This is a genomic window from Brevundimonas fluminis, from assembly GCF_003934285.1.
Lineage (GTDB): Bacteria > Pseudomonadota > Alphaproteobacteria > Caulobacterales > Caulobacteraceae > Brevundimonas > Brevundimonas fluminis.
In genome coordinates this window covers 560,690-574,956 of sequence record NZ_RQWJ01000003.1, presented here as the reverse complement: position 1 = coordinate 574,956, position 14,267 = coordinate 560,690, and the positions used below count along the sequence as shown (strand labels likewise).

The following is a 14,267-nucleotide window of genomic DNA, read 5'->3' as shown; positions in this document are numbered from 1 at the left end:
CCGCTTGCCGATAGGTCGGCGGCGTCTTCTTTGAGGGAGCGCGGCACGCGTCAATTTCCGGGGCCTTCGTCCCGGCGCCACTAGGCCGCTGAACACGATCCATGACCTCCAGCCCCGTCGTCCCCGCCCTGGTGAGCGTCAACGACTCCGCGACCCGCCCCAGCCGCGAGGAGGCCCTGAAGGCCGTCCGGACCCTGCTGGCCTGGGCGGGCGACGATCCCGACCGCGAGGGACTGAAGGACACGCCCCAGCGCGTGGTCGACGCCTATGCCGAATGGTTCGAGGGCTATGACGCCGATCCGGGCAAGGAGCTGAGCCGCACCTTCGAGGACGTGCAGGGCTATGACGACATGGTCCTGCTGCGCGAGATCGAGGTGGAGAGCCACTGCGAGCACCACATGGCGCCGTTCCTGGGCAAGGCCTACGTCGCCTATGTGCCGAACGAGAAGGTGGTCGGCATCTCCAAGCTGGCGCGGGTGGTGGAGATCTTCTCCAGGCGCCTGCAGACGCAGGAGGTGCTGACGAATCAGATCGCCGAGGCGATCGAGCGCCATCTGGCGCCGCAGGGCGTGGCCATCCTGATCGACGCCGAGCACCAGTGCATGACGACGCGGGGCGTGCACCACCGCCACGTTTCGACCATCACCACGCGGTTCACTGGCGTCTTCAAGGACGACGCGGCCCTGAAGGACCGGTTCCTGCGCCTGGCGCGCGGCTGATTTTCGCCGTTTCGGCGTATTCGCGCCGGGCGGAACCGTTCGACGCCCGAGACCGCTTTACAAGCGGCGCCGGGTCGGCCAAAGCCGTCCGGAAGTTTCAGCACGCCCCGATTGGGGCTCGACATGGAGACGCGACGCATGGGCGCGAAACTGGCCGGACCTGGCGGCGGCAAGACGATCGAGCAAAACAGCGAGATCAATGTGACGCCGTTCGTCGACATCATGCTGGTGCTGCTGATCATCTTCATGGTGGCGGCGCCGCTGGCGACCGTGTCGATCCGTCTGGACCTGCCGCCGCCGAACCCGACCCCGACCACGGAGCCGGAAGAGCCGGTCTACATCACCATCCAGGAATCGGGCTCGCTGTTCATCGCCGATCAGCAGACCACGATCGAAACCCTGGCCGTGGACGTCTGCGCGGCCCTGGGCGGCGGCGCGGCCTGCCGCGAGGAGCGGCTGTTCATCCGCGCCGACGCCGAGGTGAAGTACAACGAGTTCATGACGGTGATGAACACCCTGCAGGAGAACGGCTTCTTCAAGGTCGGCCTGCTGAACGAAGACATCACCTGATTTCGGGCGCCCGCCCGGGAGAACAGGGCCGCCCCCGCAGGGGGGCGGCCTTTTTCATGACCGGAGTCCGGCATGACGGGCGATGAGATCGACGCGCTGGTGATGGCCCTGCCGGGGGCGGAGCGGAGCACGGCGTACGGCGCGCCCTGCTGGCGGATCGCCGCCAAGTTCTTCACGCGGCTGAGGGCCGAGGACGACAGTCTGGCGCTGGACGTCGGCGACCGCGCGCGGCGGGACATGCTGGTGGAGATGGAGCCGGATGTCTTTCACCTGACCGACCGCTACCGGGCCTATTCCTACGTGCTGATCCGCATCGGCGGCGTGGACCGGGCTTGGCTGGAGCCCGAGCTGAAGGCGCGCTGGCGCAAGGTTGCCCCGGCGGCGCTGAGGAAGGCGCATCCGGAGATGGCCGGCGGTTGATCCGGCGCGGCGAGGCCCCACCTGAGGCGTCCCCCTCGCCGCGCAGGAGCCGCCCCATGACAGACCAGCCCACCGTGACCGTCGACGGCCACGCCATTCCCCTGCTGGGCTTCGGCACCTGGAACCTGACGCCCGAGGACGCCCGGCGGATGGTCCGAGAGGCGCTGCGCATCGGCTACCGCCACATCGACACGGCCTGGATCTATGAGAACGAGGCCGCCGTCGGTCAGGGCCTGCAGGACGCGATCGACGAGGGCGTGGCGACCCGCGACGAGATCTGGCTCACCACCAAGATCTGGGTGGCGCATTTCGAACGGGACGACCTGCTGAGGCAGGCCGAGGAGTCGGCCGCGGCGCTGGGCACGACGCCGGACCTGCTGCTGCTGCACTGGCCGAAGCCGCAGCCGGCGTGGGAGGAGACGCTGGGCGCGCTGAACGAGGCGAAGGCGCGGGGTCTGACCCGGACGATCGGCCTGTCGAACTTCCCCTCCTCCGAATGGCGGCGGGCGCAGTCGCTTTCCGAGGCGAGGCTGGTGACCAACCAGGTCGAGTACCATCCCTACCTGAAGCTGTCGCGGCTGCTGGAGACGGCGAAGGCGCTGGGGTCGTCGATCACGGCCTGGTCGCCGCTGGCGCAGGGGAAGGTGGCGCAGGACTCCACGCTTATCGAAATCGGCCGGGCGCACGGCAAGACGGCGGCGCAGGTGACGCTTCGCTGGCTGATCCAGCAGGGCGTGATCGCCATCCCGCGCACGACGAAGGAAAGCCGCGCGGCCGAGAGCTTCGACGTCTTCGACTTCGCGCTCTCGGACGAGGAGATGGACCGCATCCACGCGCTGGCGCGACCCGACGGGCGACTGGGCGACTGGATTGATCCGGCGTTCCAATGGGATCAAGAATGGTGACGGGCTGATCGCGCGCAGACGCGGCGGCCGACTGGGACAGGAGCCGCCATGGGCCAGGTGCTGGGTTTCCCCGGGATCGATCCGGACGACGCCGCCGTCGGCGCCCGGCTGAGGCGCTGGCGCGAGGCGCGCGGCATGGCGGTCGAGGATCTGGCCCGGCTGATGGACCTGACGCCGGAGGAGGAGCGCCGCGTCGAGGCGGGGCGCGCGCGACTGGACAGCGTGAAACAGGGTGCGGCGACGCGGGCCCTGCGCCTGCCGATCTGGGCGCTGGCGTCGGACCGGCGGGCGCACTAAGCCAAGGCGCATGGCCTACAAGTCCCTGCGCGACTTCATCGAGATGCTGGAAGCCGAGGGGGAGCTGGTGCGCGTGCGCGAGCCGGTTTCGACCCATCTGGAGATGACGGAGATCCAGACGCGGCTGCTGCGCAACGGCGGGCCGGCGGTGATCTTCGAACAGCCGGTGATGCCGGACGGGTCGATCAGCCCCATCCCCTGCCTGGCCAATCTGTTCGGCACGGTGAAGCGCGTCGCCATGGGCGTGACCCTGGGGAAGAAGGCGCGGACCACCGCCGCCGAGATGCGCGAGGTCGGCCATCTGTTGGCGGACCTGCGCAATCCCACGCCGCCGCGCGACATGGGGCAGGCGCTGGAGATGCTGCCCATGATCCAGACGGCCATGACGATGCGTCCCAAGGTGGTGAAGTCGGCGCCGGTGCAGCAAGTGGTGCTGAAGGGCGACCGGATCGACCTGACCCAACTGCCGATCCAGGGCTGCTGGCCCGGCGAGCCCGCGCCCCTGATCACGTGGGGCCTGGTGGTGACGAAGGGGCCGTCGGACGCGCGGGAGGACGACTTCAACCTGGGCATCTACCGGATGCAGGTGCTGGGCAGGGATCGGGCCATCATGCGCTGGCTCGCGCATCGGGGCGGGGCGCAGCATTACGCCCGGCACAAGCAGGCCGGAAAGCGCGAGCCCCTGCCCGCCGCCATCGTGCTGGGCGCCGATCCGGGCACGATCCTGGCGGCCGTGACGCCGGTGCCGGACACCCTGTCGGAGTATCAGTTCGCGGGCCTGCTGCGCGGGGCGAAGGCGGAGCTGGTGGACTGCGAGACGGTGCCCCTGAAGGTCCCGGCGCAGGCCGAGATCGTCATCGAGGGCCACGTCCTGCTGGACGAGCACGCGCCGGAGGGGCCGTACGGCGACCACACCGGCTATTACAACTCGGTCGAGACCTTTCCGGTGTTTCAGGTCAGCGCCGTCACCATGCGCCGCGACCCCATCTACCTGACCACCTTCACCGGGCGGCCGCCGGATGAGCCCAGCGTGCTGGGCGAGGCGCTGAACGAGGTGTTCATCCCCTTGTTGCAGCAGCAGTTTCCGGAGATCGTCGACTTCTGGCTGCCGCCCGAGGGGTGCAGTTACCGGATCGCCGTGGTGTCGATGAAGAAGGCGTACCCCGGCCACGCCAAGCGGGTGATGATGGGCTGCTGGAGCTATCTGCGGCAGTTCATGTACACCAAGTGGATCATCGTCGTGGACCACACGGTGAACGCCCGCGACTGGAAGGACGTCATGTGGGCCATCTCCACCAAGATGGACCCCGCGCGCGACGTCACGCTCATCGAGAACACGCCGATCGACTACCTGGACTTCGCCAGCCCCGAGAGCGGTCTGGGGTCCAAGATCGGGCTGGACGCCACCGACAAATGGGAGCCCGAGACGAAGCGCGAATGGGGCGAGGAGATCCGCATGGACGCGGAGGTCGTCGAGCGGGTGTCGGAGATGTGGGACCGGCTGGGCCTGCCGGGCGACGGGACGCCGATCTGGAAGTAGCCGGAGGCCGCGGCCCCGAACTGTGGCCAAAAAGCGCTATTCTCATGACGGAAAAGTAATCTAGGGTGCCGGCAGTTCCCGCTTCGAGAGGACCCGGCATGCGACTTTTCCTGATCAGTGCGGCGGCCTTCGCGCTGGCCTTGCCCGTGATGACCGTTCCTACGACCGCCGACGCCCAGGTGCTGGCCGGCCGGAACGCCGCCCGGCAATCGAGGGCGCCCCGCCTCACCCGCGAGGAGCGCCTGACCAACCTCCTCCGCGAGGCCGAGGACCGCCTGGCCGAAATCAACGACGAGATCGCGAGCCTCGAGAGCGCCGGGGAGGCGGCCGGCGCGCTGACCTCCGGTCAGCAGCGTCAACTGGCGGGGCTGCATCGCCGCCGCGAGCGTGAGGAACGCGAGATCGCCCGGCTGGAGACGGCCCTTGACGGCCCTTCGGAAGACTGAGGTCGACGTCGGCTGAACCCCTGTCGCATATGGAGCCGCACAGGTTCCATGCCAGGGTCGCGGGGGTCGTCGGATGAGCGATTTCGAGTTCTTCTTCAGCTTCTACGGCCTGCTGCTGGGGCTGTCGGTGGCGGAGCTGACGGGCGGCTTCGCGCGGCTGCTGCATGAGCGGCACAGGGTGCGGTTCGGGTGGCTGACGCCGCTGCTGGCGCTGTTCGTGGCGATCGATCTGGCGACGTTCTGGAATCAGGCCTGGCGGTTCTTTCGCGACGCGCCGTTCAACCCGGCCCTGTTGCTGGTCGGCCTGGTCATTGCGGCGACGTTCTACATCGCGGCCAGCGTGACCTTCCCGCGGGTGACGGCCGAGGGGGTCGAGGAGCGGATCGATCTGGACGATCATTTCTGGGCTCATCGCCGCGTGGTGTTCGGCTGCGTGCTGGCGGCGAACGCCATGGTGTGGGGTCTGCTGGGCCTTCTGGCGATGGCCAACCCCGTCTGGGCCGGATTCTGGACGCCGCGGCTCATATTCGGCGTCCTCCTGTTCGCGGCGTGCACGGCCACGGCCGCGTTCGCGCCGAAGCGGGGCGTGGTCATCGCGGCGCTGGTCGTGGTCCTGGCCTACACGCTGTGGAACATGCTGCTGGCGGGATCGAAGCTGATCGCTGCCGGCGGATGGTCGCCGTCGGTCTGAGGCTTGCCAGACGGCCGGGATCGGTCGACGAAGGCGCATGCGCCCGATCCTGTTGTCCGCGGCCCTCGCCGCCCTGTTTTGCGCGAGCCCCGCGATGAGCCAGTCCGTGTCCAACGCCGCCCCCTGGGATCAGGAATTCCTGCCGCCCGCGCCGGAGTGGAGCGGGGCCAGCCGGTCCCTGATCCGGCGGTCCACCGACCCCTGGGCCACGGATTTCGAGAAGGATCCGGAGCTGAACTTCAGCCCCGACTATGCGGCGACGCGCGCGTGGTTCGACCGGCTGGACGCCTCGTCCGACCTGATCCGCATCGAGGAGTTCGGGGTCTCGCCCGAGGGGCGGCCGATCTATGCCGTCATCGCGTCGAAGGACGGGGCGACGTTCGATCCGGCCAAGCCGGTGCTGATGATCCAGGCGGGGATCCACCCGGGCGAGATCGACGGCAAGGACGCGGGAATGATGCTGCTGCGCGACGTGGCGCACTACGGCAAGGCGCACCTGCTGGATGAGGTGAACCTGATCCTGATCCCGATCCTGTCGGTGGACGGGCATGAGCGGGCGTCGGTCTATTCCCGGCCCAACCAGCGGGGACCGCGCGTCCAGGGCTGGCGCAACACGGCGACCAACCAGAACCTGAACCGCGACTACATGAAGCTGGATCAGGCCGAAATGCGCGCGGTGCGCGGCCTGATCGTGAAGTACCGGCCGGACCTGTACGTCGACGTGCACGTCACCGACGGCATGGACTACCAGTACGACGTCACCTTCGGCTTCAACGGGGAGAACGGCGCCTTCACCCGGTCGCCGGCCAGCTCGGCCTGGCTGAACGACGTGTTCAAGCCGGCGATGTACGGGGCGCTCGAGGACCGGGGGCACATTCCGGGCGAGCTGGTGTTCGGCGTGGACGGGGACGACCCGAAGGCGGGCCTGTCGGACGGCGGACTGGGCGAGCGGTTCTCGAACGGCTGGGGGGCCGCGGCGCACGTGCCGACCATCCTGATCGAGAACCACAGCCTGAAGCCCTATGACCAGCGCGTGCTGGGGACCTACGTCTTCATCGAGGCGGCGCTGCGCATCCTGGCCGAGGATGGCGGCGACCTGCGGGCGGCGATCCGGTCGGACGAGGCGCTGAGGCCGGCGGAGATCCCCGCGAATTTCGAGCCCGATCCGACGCCGCAGCGGACGGTCGCCTTCAAGGGCATCCGCTACGAGACCTATCGGTCGGAGGCGTCGGGTCGCGACGAGATCCGCTGGTTGGGAGAGCCGGACCCGGAGCTCTGGCAGGTGCCCTTCTTCGGCTCGCGGCCGACGCTGACGCTGACGCGGCCCGAGGCCTATTGGGTGCCGGCGCACCGGGCCGACCTGATCGAACGGCTGGCGATCCACGGCGTGCGGATGGAGCGGATCGAGGCGCCGCGGACGGTGTCGGTCGACATGCTGCGTCTGGTCGATCCGACCACGGCGACGCGGACGAACGAGGGCCACGTCGCCAATGCGGTGAAGACGGTCGAGGTGGAGCGCCGCGACTGGACCTTCCCCGTCGGGTCGGTGCGGGTGCCGACGGACCAGCCGCTGGGCGACGTGGTGGTGCTGCTGCTGGAGCCGCAGTCCAGCGAGAGCTTCTTTGCCTGGGGTCTGGTCCCCGAGGTGCTGAATCGCGTCGAATACATCGAGGGCTATGCCATCGCGCCGCTGGCGGACCGCATGCTGGCGGCCGATCCGGTGCTGAAGGCGGAGTTCGAGGCGAAGCTGGCGGCCGAGCCGGAGTTCGCGGCGAACGGCGACGCGCGATTGCAGTGGTTCTATGAGCGAACCCCGTTCTATGATGATCGGTACCGACTCTATCCGATCGCGCGGGAACCCTGATGGACATGACGCCCATTCACGCCGCCGGGCTTTGGTCCGGTCTGATGATCCTGCTGATGACCGTGCTGGCGTTCCGCGTGGTCGCCAACCGCCGGAAGCACCGGGTGCTGTTCGGCGACGGCGGCGTGCCGCAGGTGACGGTGGCGACGCGAGCCTTCGGCAACGCGGCTGAGTATGTGCCCGTCGGCATCGGCGCCCTGATCCTGCTGGCGCTGCTGGGCTATCAGAGCTGGGCCATTCATGCCGTCGGCGGGGTGCTGTTCGCGGGCCGGCTGATCCACGGACTGTGGCTGAGCCACGGCAAGGGACCGGGGTGGGCACGCATGACCGGCATGATTCTGACGCTGACGGCGCTGATCGCCGCAGGCGCCATGCTGGCGGCCTGTCCGTTCATGGGGTGACGCCGGTTGCGGCCCGTCGGGCCGTCCGCCATATCGGGGCATGTTCGACGCCGCTCCCGACGACCTGCTTCCCGAGCTGATCACCGCCGCGCGCAAGGCCGGCGCCGACGCCGCCGAGGCGGTGCTGGCCGAGCGGTCGTCTTTGTCCGTCGGAGTGCGCAACAGCGCGCTGGAAGAGGTCGAGCGCGAGGAGAGCCGCGACCTGTCGCTGCGGGTCTTCGTGGGGCGGAGGCAGGCGACGGTCAGTTCGTCCGATCTGTCCGCGGCCACCCGCGCTCGGCTGGTCGAGCGGGTCGTGGCGATGGCCAGGCTGGCGCCGGAAGATCCCTATGCTCGGCTGGCGACGGCGGCGGAGCTGAACCGCGGCGCCCTGCCCGACCTGGAGCTCTTCGACCCCTCGGAACCGAGCCCGGCGGAGCTGGAGCGCGCGGCGGTGGAGGCGGAGGCCGCGGCGCTGGACGTCGAGGGCGTGGCGAAGTCCGAGGGCGGACACGCGTCGACCAGCAGCAGCCGCTGGCGGCTGGCGACGTCCGAAGGCTTCGACGGGGTGCACCGGGGCAGCGTCTTCTCGCTGGGCGCGTCGGTGATCGCCGAGAAGGACGGGGCGATGGAACGGGGCGGCGAGCACCGCGCCATGCGGTGGCTGGCCGACCTGCCCCCGGCCGAAGAGATCGGACGCGAGGGCGGTCGGCGTGCCGTGCGACGCGTGGGCGCGCGCAAGATCGCCTCGACCACCGCGCCGGTGATCTTCGAGAACCGGGTGGCGACGCAGGTGCTGTCGCCGCTGATCTCGGCGATGGCCGGGCCGTCCGTGGCGCGGGGCATGAGCTTCGTGAAGGACCGGCTGGGCAAGGCGGTGCTCCCGGGCGGTCAATCAATCATTGACGACCCCTTCCGGCCCCGCGGGCTGGGCTCCACGCCGTTCGACGACGAGGGGCTGCCGGTCTCCAAGCGGGCGCTGGTCGAGGACGGCGTGGTCACGACCTGGCTGCTGAACCTGTCATCTGCGGCGCAGCTGGGCATGACGTCGACGGGGCATGCCTCGCGCGGCGGGGCCGGGCCGGCGGGCGTGTCCGGGCACAATCTGCATCTCACCCCGGGCACGCGCGACCTGGACGGGTTGATGGCCGACGCGGGCAAGGGACTGCTGGTCACCAGCATGTTCGGGCCGTCGCTGAACGCGGACACCGGCGACTGGTCGGCCGGGGTGTCGGGCTTCTGGTTCGAGGGCGGCGAGATCGTCCATCCGGTGAGCGAGGTGACCGTGGCGGGCAACCTGCTGGACCTCTACGCCCGGCTGGTCGCGGGGTCGGACCTAGAGTTCCGGGGCAGTTTCAACAGCCCCTCCCTGATGTACGACGCGGTCACCATCGCCGGAAAATGAACGGGTTGCAGGCCGATCTTGATCTGATCGTCGAGGCGGCGCGGGAGGCGGGCGCGCTGGCCCTGAGCGAGCGGGCCAAGGGCCTGAACATCCGGTCCAAGGTCGGCGGTTCGCCGGTGACCCACGCGGACCTGGCCGTGGACGCCCTGCTCAGGGATCGTCTACTCGGCGCGCGGCCGGATCACGGCTGGCTGTCGGAGGAAACCCCGGACGGGCCTGACCGCCTGTCGAAGCGACGCATCTTCGTGGTCGACCCGATCGACGGCACCGTGGCCTACATGAAGGACCGACCTTGGTGGTGCGTGCCGATCGCCCTGGTCGAGGACGGGCGGCCGGTCGCCGCCGTGGTGCATGCGCCCGCTCTGGACGAGACCTTCACCGCCGTCGCGGGCGGCGGGGCGTTTCTGAACGGGCGCCCGATCACCGCGTCGGACACCGCCGATCTGGACGACGCCGCGGTGCTGGGCGACGCGCGCCTGTTCGCCGACGTCAGCCTGTGGCCGGAGCCGTGGCCGGCGATGCGCTGGGAAAAGCGCAACGCCCTGGCCTATCGGCTGTCGCTGGTGGCGGCCGGCGCCTTCGACGCGGCCATCGCCACCGCGCCCAAGTGGGACTGGGACGTCGCGGCCGGCGCCCTGATCGCCGGGGAGGCGGGCGCGAAGGTGTCGGACCACCACGGTCGGCCGTGGACCTTCAACCGCCCCGACCCGCGACAGGCGGGCCTGGTGTGCGCCGCGCCCGCCCTTTGGCCGTTGATCGTGCGGCGGACGCGGTCCATACCCCTGCCCGCCGACCTTCCCTGACGAGACCCCGATGACCGAAGCCCACGAAGACCAAGAACAGCTGCTGCACATCGTCATCGGCGGCGAGCTGCGCCATCTGGACCAGCCGGTGTTCCGCGATCTGTCGCAGGTCGAGTTCGTGGGCGCCTTCCCGAACTACGCCGAGGCGAAGAAGGCGTGGAAGGCCCGTGCGCAGGCGACGGTCGACAACGCCCACATGCGGTATTTCATCCTGCATGCGCACCGGCTGATCGACCCGCGCGGGGACGCCCACTGAGATGGAGCTGTTCGGCCGCACCCTGGGCGCGCAGGAGATCGCCGGACTGGTGTTCCTGCTGGGCGCGCTGGCGCTGTGGGCGAACGTGCTGCGGGCCCAGATGCGCGAACGCCGCTGGGTCAGGAAACGCGAGGCCGAGCTCAAGGCGGCGAAGAAGGAGCCCGGGGGACCGGATCACGGCGGCCCGTGGGGCTGAGCCCTACTCCCGCCTGAGCAGCTTCTCGGTCAGCAGGGTGCCCCACCACTGGGCCTTGAACTCCGCCCGGATCGCCCTGGGGTCGTAGGCCGGCGAGCTGATCCAGTCGAGGAAGGCGACGCCGGTCGGCTCGACCTCGTTCAGGTACTTCTCCAGCGTGAAGTCGAGGACGCCGGTCAGGCCCTCGCGGTGGTGCAGATACTTCTTGTCGAGCTGTTTGATCGCCTCGGAGATCGGCTCGCCGAGATGGAAGTGGCGATAGAGCACGGCCATCATCCCGGCCCGGTCCGCGCCCGACTTGCAGTGGATCAGGGCGGGATATTCGATCGTGCGGAACAGCTCGCGCGCGCGATGGATGCGGTCGGGCCACGGCGGGTCGCGGCTGTCCAGCGGCGCGTCGATGAGGGTCAGGCCGAGGCGCTCGCAGGCGTCCTTTTCCAGCGCGTACCAGGCCTCGTCCCGCGCGCCGCGCAGGTTGATCACCGTCCTGACGCCCTGCCGCTTCCAGTCCGCCAACTGACGCGGCGACGGCTGGTTGGTGCGGACCAGGTCGGGACCCAGCCAGTGGGCGTTCCGGAACCAGCGGCGCAGGAAGGCGTGGTCGCCCCAGACATAGTCCCAGTGCGCCTTGAACCGGCCGGCGCGAGTGGAGAGGTCGTAGCGCGACATGGGGCGGAGATAGGGGTTTTCCCGGCCGCCGTCACCGGAGGGTGATCGCTGAAGGGCAACCGCCGCGCCGGGATCGCCGTTGTGCCGGGAACGAAGTGGAGATTTCAATGCGCACGCTTGCCCTGTCCCTGACCCTTTTCATCGGCGTGAGCGCGGCGGGGGCCGCGGCCGCGCAGGAGCCGCCCTCGGCCGGCGCCGTCATCCGCCAAAGCGACCAGTCTCTGACCTGCGAGCAGATCGTCGCCGCCGGCGCCGAGATCAGTCAGGCGTTGGGGGAGACGAAGGAGCAAAGCATGTTCGGGCGGTTCGGCGGCGTGGTGAAGGCGGGCGCCTCGATGCTGGTCCCGGGCGCGGGGATCGCCATCGCCGGGGTCGAGGCCATGGGCGAGGACGAGCGGCAGGCCGCGCTGGCCGAGGACCTGGCCCGGATGAACCGCTGGTACTATCTGAACGGCCTGTATTTCGGCAAAGGCTGCGGCACGCCGGCGATCGCGGGACAGTAAGGCCCGCGTCTTCGCAGCGCGGCGGGCCGGACCGCTGAGCGCTTGACTTCCCTCCCCCGCCGTCCGACCTCGGACCGATGACCGCCGCCGCCGACACGACCGCGCGCCGTCCCCTGCTGGGGCGAATCTGGCGCGAGCATCTGTCGAGGCGGAAAGGGGCGCTGGCCGTGTCGATCCTGTGCGCCGTGGTGGTCGGGATCATGGCCGCGACCGTGCTGCAGCTGCTGGAGCCGGCGATCGACGGCCTGTTCCTGCAGCGGCCGGTGACGATCTGGGGCCTGGTCCGCATTCCGCCCGAGGGGGCTCTGGTCACGATCCCGCTGCTGATCGTCGGGCTGGCGGTGATCTGGACGATCGCGGCGCTGGGACAGGCGGCGCTGGTCAACCGGATCGGCCACGGCATCGTCGGCGACATCCAGGTGCGGCTGTTCGGGTCGATGATCCGGGCGGACCTGGCGCGGCTGCGCAGCAAGCACTCCGGCAGCTTCGTCTCCTCGGTGCTGTTCGACGCCAATCTGGTGCGCGAGGCCTTCACCAACGGGGTGGTGAACTACACCCAGCACAGCCTGACCCTGGTCGCGGTCATCCTCTACATGGCCGTCACCGACTGGCGGCTGACGCTGATCGTGCTGCTGGCCGTGCCCGTGATCAGCTGGGTGATGCGGCGCTTCTCGAAGCGGATGCGCAAGGCGACCACCGGGGCGATGGTGGAGACGGAGAACCTGTCCACCGCCCTGATGGAGAACCTGGACGGGGTTCGCCTGGTCAAGATCGAGAACCGCGAGGCGGTCGAGGAGGCGCGCGTCGGGGAGGTGGTCGACCGGCGTCAACGGCACGTGATCAAGTCGGCCGACAGCCGGGCCTTCGCCGGGCCGTTCTCGAACCTTGTGGCCATGATCGTGGTCGCGGCCGTCATGGCCTATGCCGGGTGGCAGGCGCGCGAGGGGCAGATGACGGTGGGCGCTTTCGCGGCCTTCATCGGCCTGCTGATGGCGGCGGGGCAGAGCCTGCGTCAGGTGACCAATCTCCAGACCGTGATGTCCGAGGGCCTGACGGCGGCGGAGCGGCTGTTCGACGCGCTGGACATCCAGCCGGAGATTCGCGAGGCGGCGGCGCCTGCGGCCCTGCCGGCGGGTCCGGTCACGGTGGCGTTCGAGCATGTCGACTTCGCCTATGCCGGCGCGCCCTCCCCGACCCTTTCGGACGTGACGCTGACGGTGCGGCCGGGCGAGACGGTGGCGCTGGTCGGGCCGTCGGGCGGAGGCAAGAGCACCATCCTGAGCCTGCTGCCCCGGTTCTATGACGTCACCGGCGGGCGGGTGACGGTGGGCGGGGTGGACGTGCGTCAGGCCTCGCTGGGCGCGCTGCGCGACCGGATCGCGCTGGTGACGCAGGAGCCGTTTCTGTTCGACGACACGATACGCGCCAACATCGCCTATGCGCGGCCGGACGCGACGGCGGGTCAGATCGAGGCGGCGGCGCGGGCGGCGGCGGCGCACGATTTCATCGCCGCCCTGCCCGACGGTTACGACACCCGGGCCGGAGAGGCGGGCGCGCGGCTTTCCGGCGGGCAGCGGCAGCGGATCGCCATCGCGCGCGCCTTCCTGAAGGACGCGCCGATCCTGCTGCTGGACGAAGCCACGTCGGCGCTGGACACCGAGAGCGAGGCCCTGGTGCAGGCGGCGCTGGAACGGCTGATGGAAGGCCGCGCCACCCTGATGATCGCGCACCGTCTTTCCACCGTCATGAAGGCCGACGCCATCCACGTGCTGGAAGCCGGCCGCCTCGTCGAGAGCGGGACCCATGCCCAGCTTGTGAAGAAGGGAGGCCTGTACGCGCGGCTGGCGCGCAGCCAGTCGCTGGACGGGACCCCCGCGGTCGGGGACGTGGCGTGAGGCCGCTGCGCAATCCGGCGATCCGGGACGGGCTGGCGTGGCTGCTGGCGGCATGGATGCGGTTCTGCTTCGCCACCATCCGCTGGACCCGTGAGGGGGAGGCGGAGGTGGAGCCGGTCTGGGCGAAGGGCGGCGGCGTGATCCCGGTCTTCTGGCATTCGCGCCTGGCGCTTTCGCCCGCCGCCTGGCCCCTGGATCGCGCCACGCCCGCCAAAGGGCTGATCTCGCTGTCGCCGGACGGTCAGTTCATCGCCCGCGCCATGGGTCGGATGGGGTTTCCGGCCGTGCGCGGCTCCAGCGCCAACAAGGACAAGGCCCAGGCGGCCAAGGGGGGATCCCAGGCGCTGCGCGACGGGCTGCGGCAGCTGAAGGTCGGCGGGCTGGCGGTGACGCCGGACGGTCCGCGCGGGCCGGCGAACGTCATGGGCGAAGGGGTGCCGCTGATGGCGAAGCTGTCGGGCGCGCCGGTGGTCTTCCTGGGCCTGTCGTGCCGGCCGGCGATCCGGCTGGGCAGCTGGGACCGGGCGCTGGTGCCCCTGCCGTTCGGGCGGGGGGCGATCGTGTACGAGACGGCGACCTACCCCGAGGGCGCCGAGCCGACGGAGGTCGCGGACGCCTGGGCCAAGCGGCTGACCGCGGTCGAGGCGCGCGCCGACGCCATCACCGGGCTGGAGCGGATCTGAGTGAGCCCGGCGTTGTGGGCATATC

Annotated in this window: 18 protein-coding genes; 17 read left to right on the top strand and 1 reads right to left on the bottom strand. The window is 70.0% G+C overall.

The features are described 5' to 3' along the window. Positions 1 to 101: 101 nt before the first annotated feature. The 14 genes from folE (at position 102) to EFJ44_RS07735 (ending at position 10,492) form a co-directional block, all read left to right on the top strand. The gene (gene folE, locus EFJ44_RS07800) at positions 102 to 719 is read left to right on the top strand and encodes a GTP cyclohydrolase I FolE (RefSeq protein WP_125256622.1); all 618 of its coding nucleotides are present in this window, start codon (positions 102 to 104) and stop codon (positions 717 to 719) included. Between the two features lie 138 nt (positions 720 to 857). Next, positions 858 to 1,289 (top strand): biopolymer transporter ExbD, encoded by a 432-nt coding sequence (locus EFJ44_RS07795; RefSeq protein WP_125256621.1) that lies wholly within the window; start codon positions 858 to 860, stop codon positions 1,287 to 1,289. Between the two features lie 72 nt (positions 1,290 to 1,361). Then, a complete protein-coding gene (locus tag EFJ44_RS07790; protein ID WP_125256620.1) occupies positions 1,362 to 1,709 on the top strand; it encodes an MmcQ/YjbR family DNA-binding protein in 348 nt (115 codons plus the stop codon). A gap of 56 nt (positions 1,710 to 1,765) precedes the next feature. Beyond that, the gene (locus tag EFJ44_RS07785) at positions 1,766 to 2,614 is read left to right on the top strand and encodes an aldo/keto reductase (protein ID WP_125256619.1); all 849 of its coding nucleotides are present in this window, start codon (positions 1,766 to 1,768) and stop codon (positions 2,612 to 2,614) included. Positions 2,615 to 2,662: 48 nt separating this feature from the next. Continuing rightward, complete coding sequence (locus tag EFJ44_RS07780; protein WP_125256618.1) at positions 2,663 to 2,911, top strand: helix-turn-helix domain-containing protein; 249 nt, start codon at positions 2,663 to 2,665, stop codon at positions 2,909 to 2,911. Positions 2,912 to 2,921: 10 nt separating this feature from the next. Beyond that, on the top strand, positions 2,922 to 4,451 hold the full coding sequence (locus tag EFJ44_RS07775) for a UbiD family decarboxylase (protein ID WP_125256617.1): 1,530 nt from the start codon (positions 2,922 to 2,924) through the stop codon (positions 4,449 to 4,451). Between the two features lie 98 nt (positions 4,452 to 4,549). After that, a complete protein-coding gene (locus EFJ44_RS07770; protein ID WP_125256616.1) occupies positions 4,550 to 4,897 on the top strand; it encodes a hypothetical protein in 348 nt (115 codons plus the stop codon). A 73-nt stretch (positions 4,898 to 4,970) separates the two neighbouring features. Then, positions 4,971 to 5,588, top strand: a complete 618-nt coding sequence (locus EFJ44_RS07765; RefSeq protein WP_125256615.1) for a hypothetical protein — start codon at positions 4,971 to 4,973, stop codon at positions 5,586 to 5,588. 94 nt (positions 5,589 to 5,682) lie between these two features. Then, positions 5,683 to 7,452, top strand: a complete 1,770-nt coding sequence (locus tag EFJ44_RS07760) for a M14 family metallopeptidase (RefSeq protein ID WP_420897383.1) — start codon at positions 5,683 to 5,685, stop codon at positions 7,450 to 7,452. Beyond that, positions 7,452 to 7,853 carry an MAPEG family protein gene (locus EFJ44_RS07755; RefSeq protein ID WP_125256613.1) on the top strand — a complete coding sequence of 134 codons (402 nt, stop codon included), beginning with the start codon at positions 7,452 to 7,454 and terminating at the stop codon, positions 7,851 to 7,853. Before EFJ44_RS07760 ends, EFJ44_RS07755 begins: the two co-directional genes overlap by 1 nt. A gap of 40 nt (positions 7,854 to 7,893) precedes the next feature. Beyond that, positions 7,894 to 9,237: a TldD/PmbA family protein gene (locus tag EFJ44_RS07750; protein ID WP_125256612.1), complete on the top strand. Its 1,344-nt coding sequence runs from the start codon at positions 7,894 to 7,896 to the stop codon at positions 9,235 to 9,237. Continuing rightward, positions 9,234 to 10,040: a 3'(2'),5'-bisphosphate nucleotidase CysQ gene (locus EFJ44_RS07745; RefSeq protein ID WP_125256611.1), complete on the top strand. Its 807-nt coding sequence runs from the start codon at positions 9,234 to 9,236 to the stop codon at positions 10,038 to 10,040. The genes EFJ44_RS07750 and EFJ44_RS07745 overlap by 4 nt, the downstream gene beginning before the upstream one ends. Positions 10,041 to 10,050: 10 nt before the next feature. Further along, positions 10,051 to 10,296, top strand: coding sequence for a DUF4170 domain-containing protein (locus tag EFJ44_RS07740; protein ID WP_125256610.1), 246 nt, complete (start codon positions 10,051 to 10,053; stop codon positions 10,294 to 10,296). A gap of 1 nt (position 10,297) precedes the next feature. After that, the gene (locus EFJ44_RS07735; RefSeq protein WP_125256609.1) at positions 10,298 to 10,492 is read left to right on the top strand and encodes a hypothetical protein; all 195 of its coding nucleotides are present in this window, start codon (positions 10,298 to 10,300) and stop codon (positions 10,490 to 10,492) included. A 3-nt stretch (positions 10,493 to 10,495) separates the two neighbouring features. Here EFJ44_RS07735 and EFJ44_RS07730 read toward each other — a convergent pair whose 3' ends face one another. Continuing rightward, the gene (locus EFJ44_RS07730; protein WP_125256608.1) at positions 10,496 to 11,161 is read right to left on the bottom strand and encodes a protein tyrosine phosphatase family protein; all 666 of its coding nucleotides are present in this window, start codon (positions 11,159 to 11,161) and stop codon (positions 10,496 to 10,498) included. Between the two features lie 107 nt (positions 11,162 to 11,268). Here EFJ44_RS07730 and EFJ44_RS07725 point away from each other — a divergent pair, with 107 nt between their 5' ends. The 3 genes from EFJ44_RS07725 to EFJ44_RS07715 all read left to right on the top strand — a co-directional run bounded on the left by EFJ44_RS07725 (position 11,269) and on the right by EFJ44_RS07715 (position 14,242). Further along, a complete protein-coding gene (locus EFJ44_RS07725; protein ID WP_125256607.1) occupies positions 11,269 to 11,664 on the top strand; it encodes a hypothetical protein in 396 nt (131 codons plus the stop codon). Positions 11,665 to 11,741: 77 nt separating this feature from the next. Then, the gene (locus tag EFJ44_RS07720; RefSeq protein WP_125256606.1) at positions 11,742 to 13,559 is read left to right on the top strand and encodes an ABC transporter ATP-binding protein; all 1,818 of its coding nucleotides are present in this window, start codon (positions 11,742 to 11,744) and stop codon (positions 13,557 to 13,559) included. Then, entirely contained in the window at positions 13,556 to 14,242 is a 687-nt protein-coding gene (locus EFJ44_RS07715; RefSeq protein WP_125256605.1) for a lysophospholipid acyltransferase family protein, read from the top strand. The genes EFJ44_RS07720 and EFJ44_RS07715 overlap by 4 nt, the downstream gene beginning before the upstream one ends. Positions 14,243 to 14,267: the final 25 nt, after the last annotated feature.

What these genes read in the sequence shown, in the direction of transcription:
- folE (WP_125256622.1), top strand. Translation starts at nt 102, where the DNA reads ATGACCTCCAGCCCCGTCGTCCCCGCCCTGGTGAGCGTCAACGACTCC.
- EFJ44_RS07795 (WP_125256621.1), top strand. Translation starts at nt 858, where the DNA reads ATGGGCGCGAAACTGGCCGGACCTGGCGGCGGCAAGACGATCGAGCAA.
- EFJ44_RS07790 (WP_125256620.1), top strand. Translation starts at nt 1,362, where the DNA reads ATGACGGGCGATGAGATCGACGCGCTGGTGATGGCCCTGCCGGGGGCG.
- EFJ44_RS07785 (WP_125256619.1), top strand. Translation starts at nt 1,766, where the DNA reads ATGACAGACCAGCCCACCGTGACCGTCGACGGCCACGCCATTCCCCTG.
- EFJ44_RS07780 (WP_125256618.1), top strand. Translation starts at nt 2,663, where the DNA reads ATGGGCCAGGTGCTGGGTTTCCCCGGGATCGATCCGGACGACGCCGCC.
- EFJ44_RS07775 (WP_125256617.1), top strand. Translation starts at nt 2,922, where the DNA reads ATGGCCTACAAGTCCCTGCGCGACTTCATCGAGATGCTGGAAGCCGAG.
- EFJ44_RS07770 (WP_125256616.1), top strand. Translation starts at nt 4,550, where the DNA reads ATGCGACTTTTCCTGATCAGTGCGGCGGCCTTCGCGCTGGCCTTGCCC.
- EFJ44_RS07765 (WP_125256615.1), top strand. Translation starts at nt 4,971, where the DNA reads ATGAGCGATTTCGAGTTCTTCTTCAGCTTCTACGGCCTGCTGCTGGGG.
- EFJ44_RS07760 (WP_420897383.1), top strand. Translation starts at nt 5,683, where the DNA reads ATGAGCCAGTCCGTGTCCAACGCCGCCCCCTGGGATCAGGAATTCCTG.
- EFJ44_RS07755 (WP_125256613.1), top strand. Translation starts at nt 7,452, where the DNA reads ATGGACATGACGCCCATTCACGCCGCCGGGCTTTGGTCCGGTCTGATG.
- EFJ44_RS07750 (WP_125256612.1), top strand. Translation starts at nt 7,894, where the DNA reads ATGTTCGACGCCGCTCCCGACGACCTGCTTCCCGAGCTGATCACCGCC.
- EFJ44_RS07745 (WP_125256611.1), top strand. Translation starts at nt 9,234, where the DNA reads ATGAACGGGTTGCAGGCCGATCTTGATCTGATCGTCGAGGCGGCGCGG.
- EFJ44_RS07740 (WP_125256610.1), top strand. Translation starts at nt 10,051, where the DNA reads ATGACCGAAGCCCACGAAGACCAAGAACAGCTGCTGCACATCGTCATC.
- EFJ44_RS07735 (WP_125256609.1), top strand. Translation starts at nt 10,298, where the DNA reads ATGGAGCTGTTCGGCCGCACCCTGGGCGCGCAGGAGATCGCCGGACTG.
- EFJ44_RS07730 (WP_125256608.1), bottom strand. Translation starts at nt 11,161, where the DNA reads ATGTCGCGCTACGACCTCTCCACTCGCGCCGGCCGGTTCAAGGCGCAC.
- EFJ44_RS07725 (WP_125256607.1), top strand. Translation starts at nt 11,269, where the DNA reads ATGCGCACGCTTGCCCTGTCCCTGACCCTTTTCATCGGCGTGAGCGCG.
- EFJ44_RS07720 (WP_125256606.1), top strand. Translation starts at nt 11,742, where the DNA reads ATGACCGCCGCCGCCGACACGACCGCGCGCCGTCCCCTGCTGGGGCGA.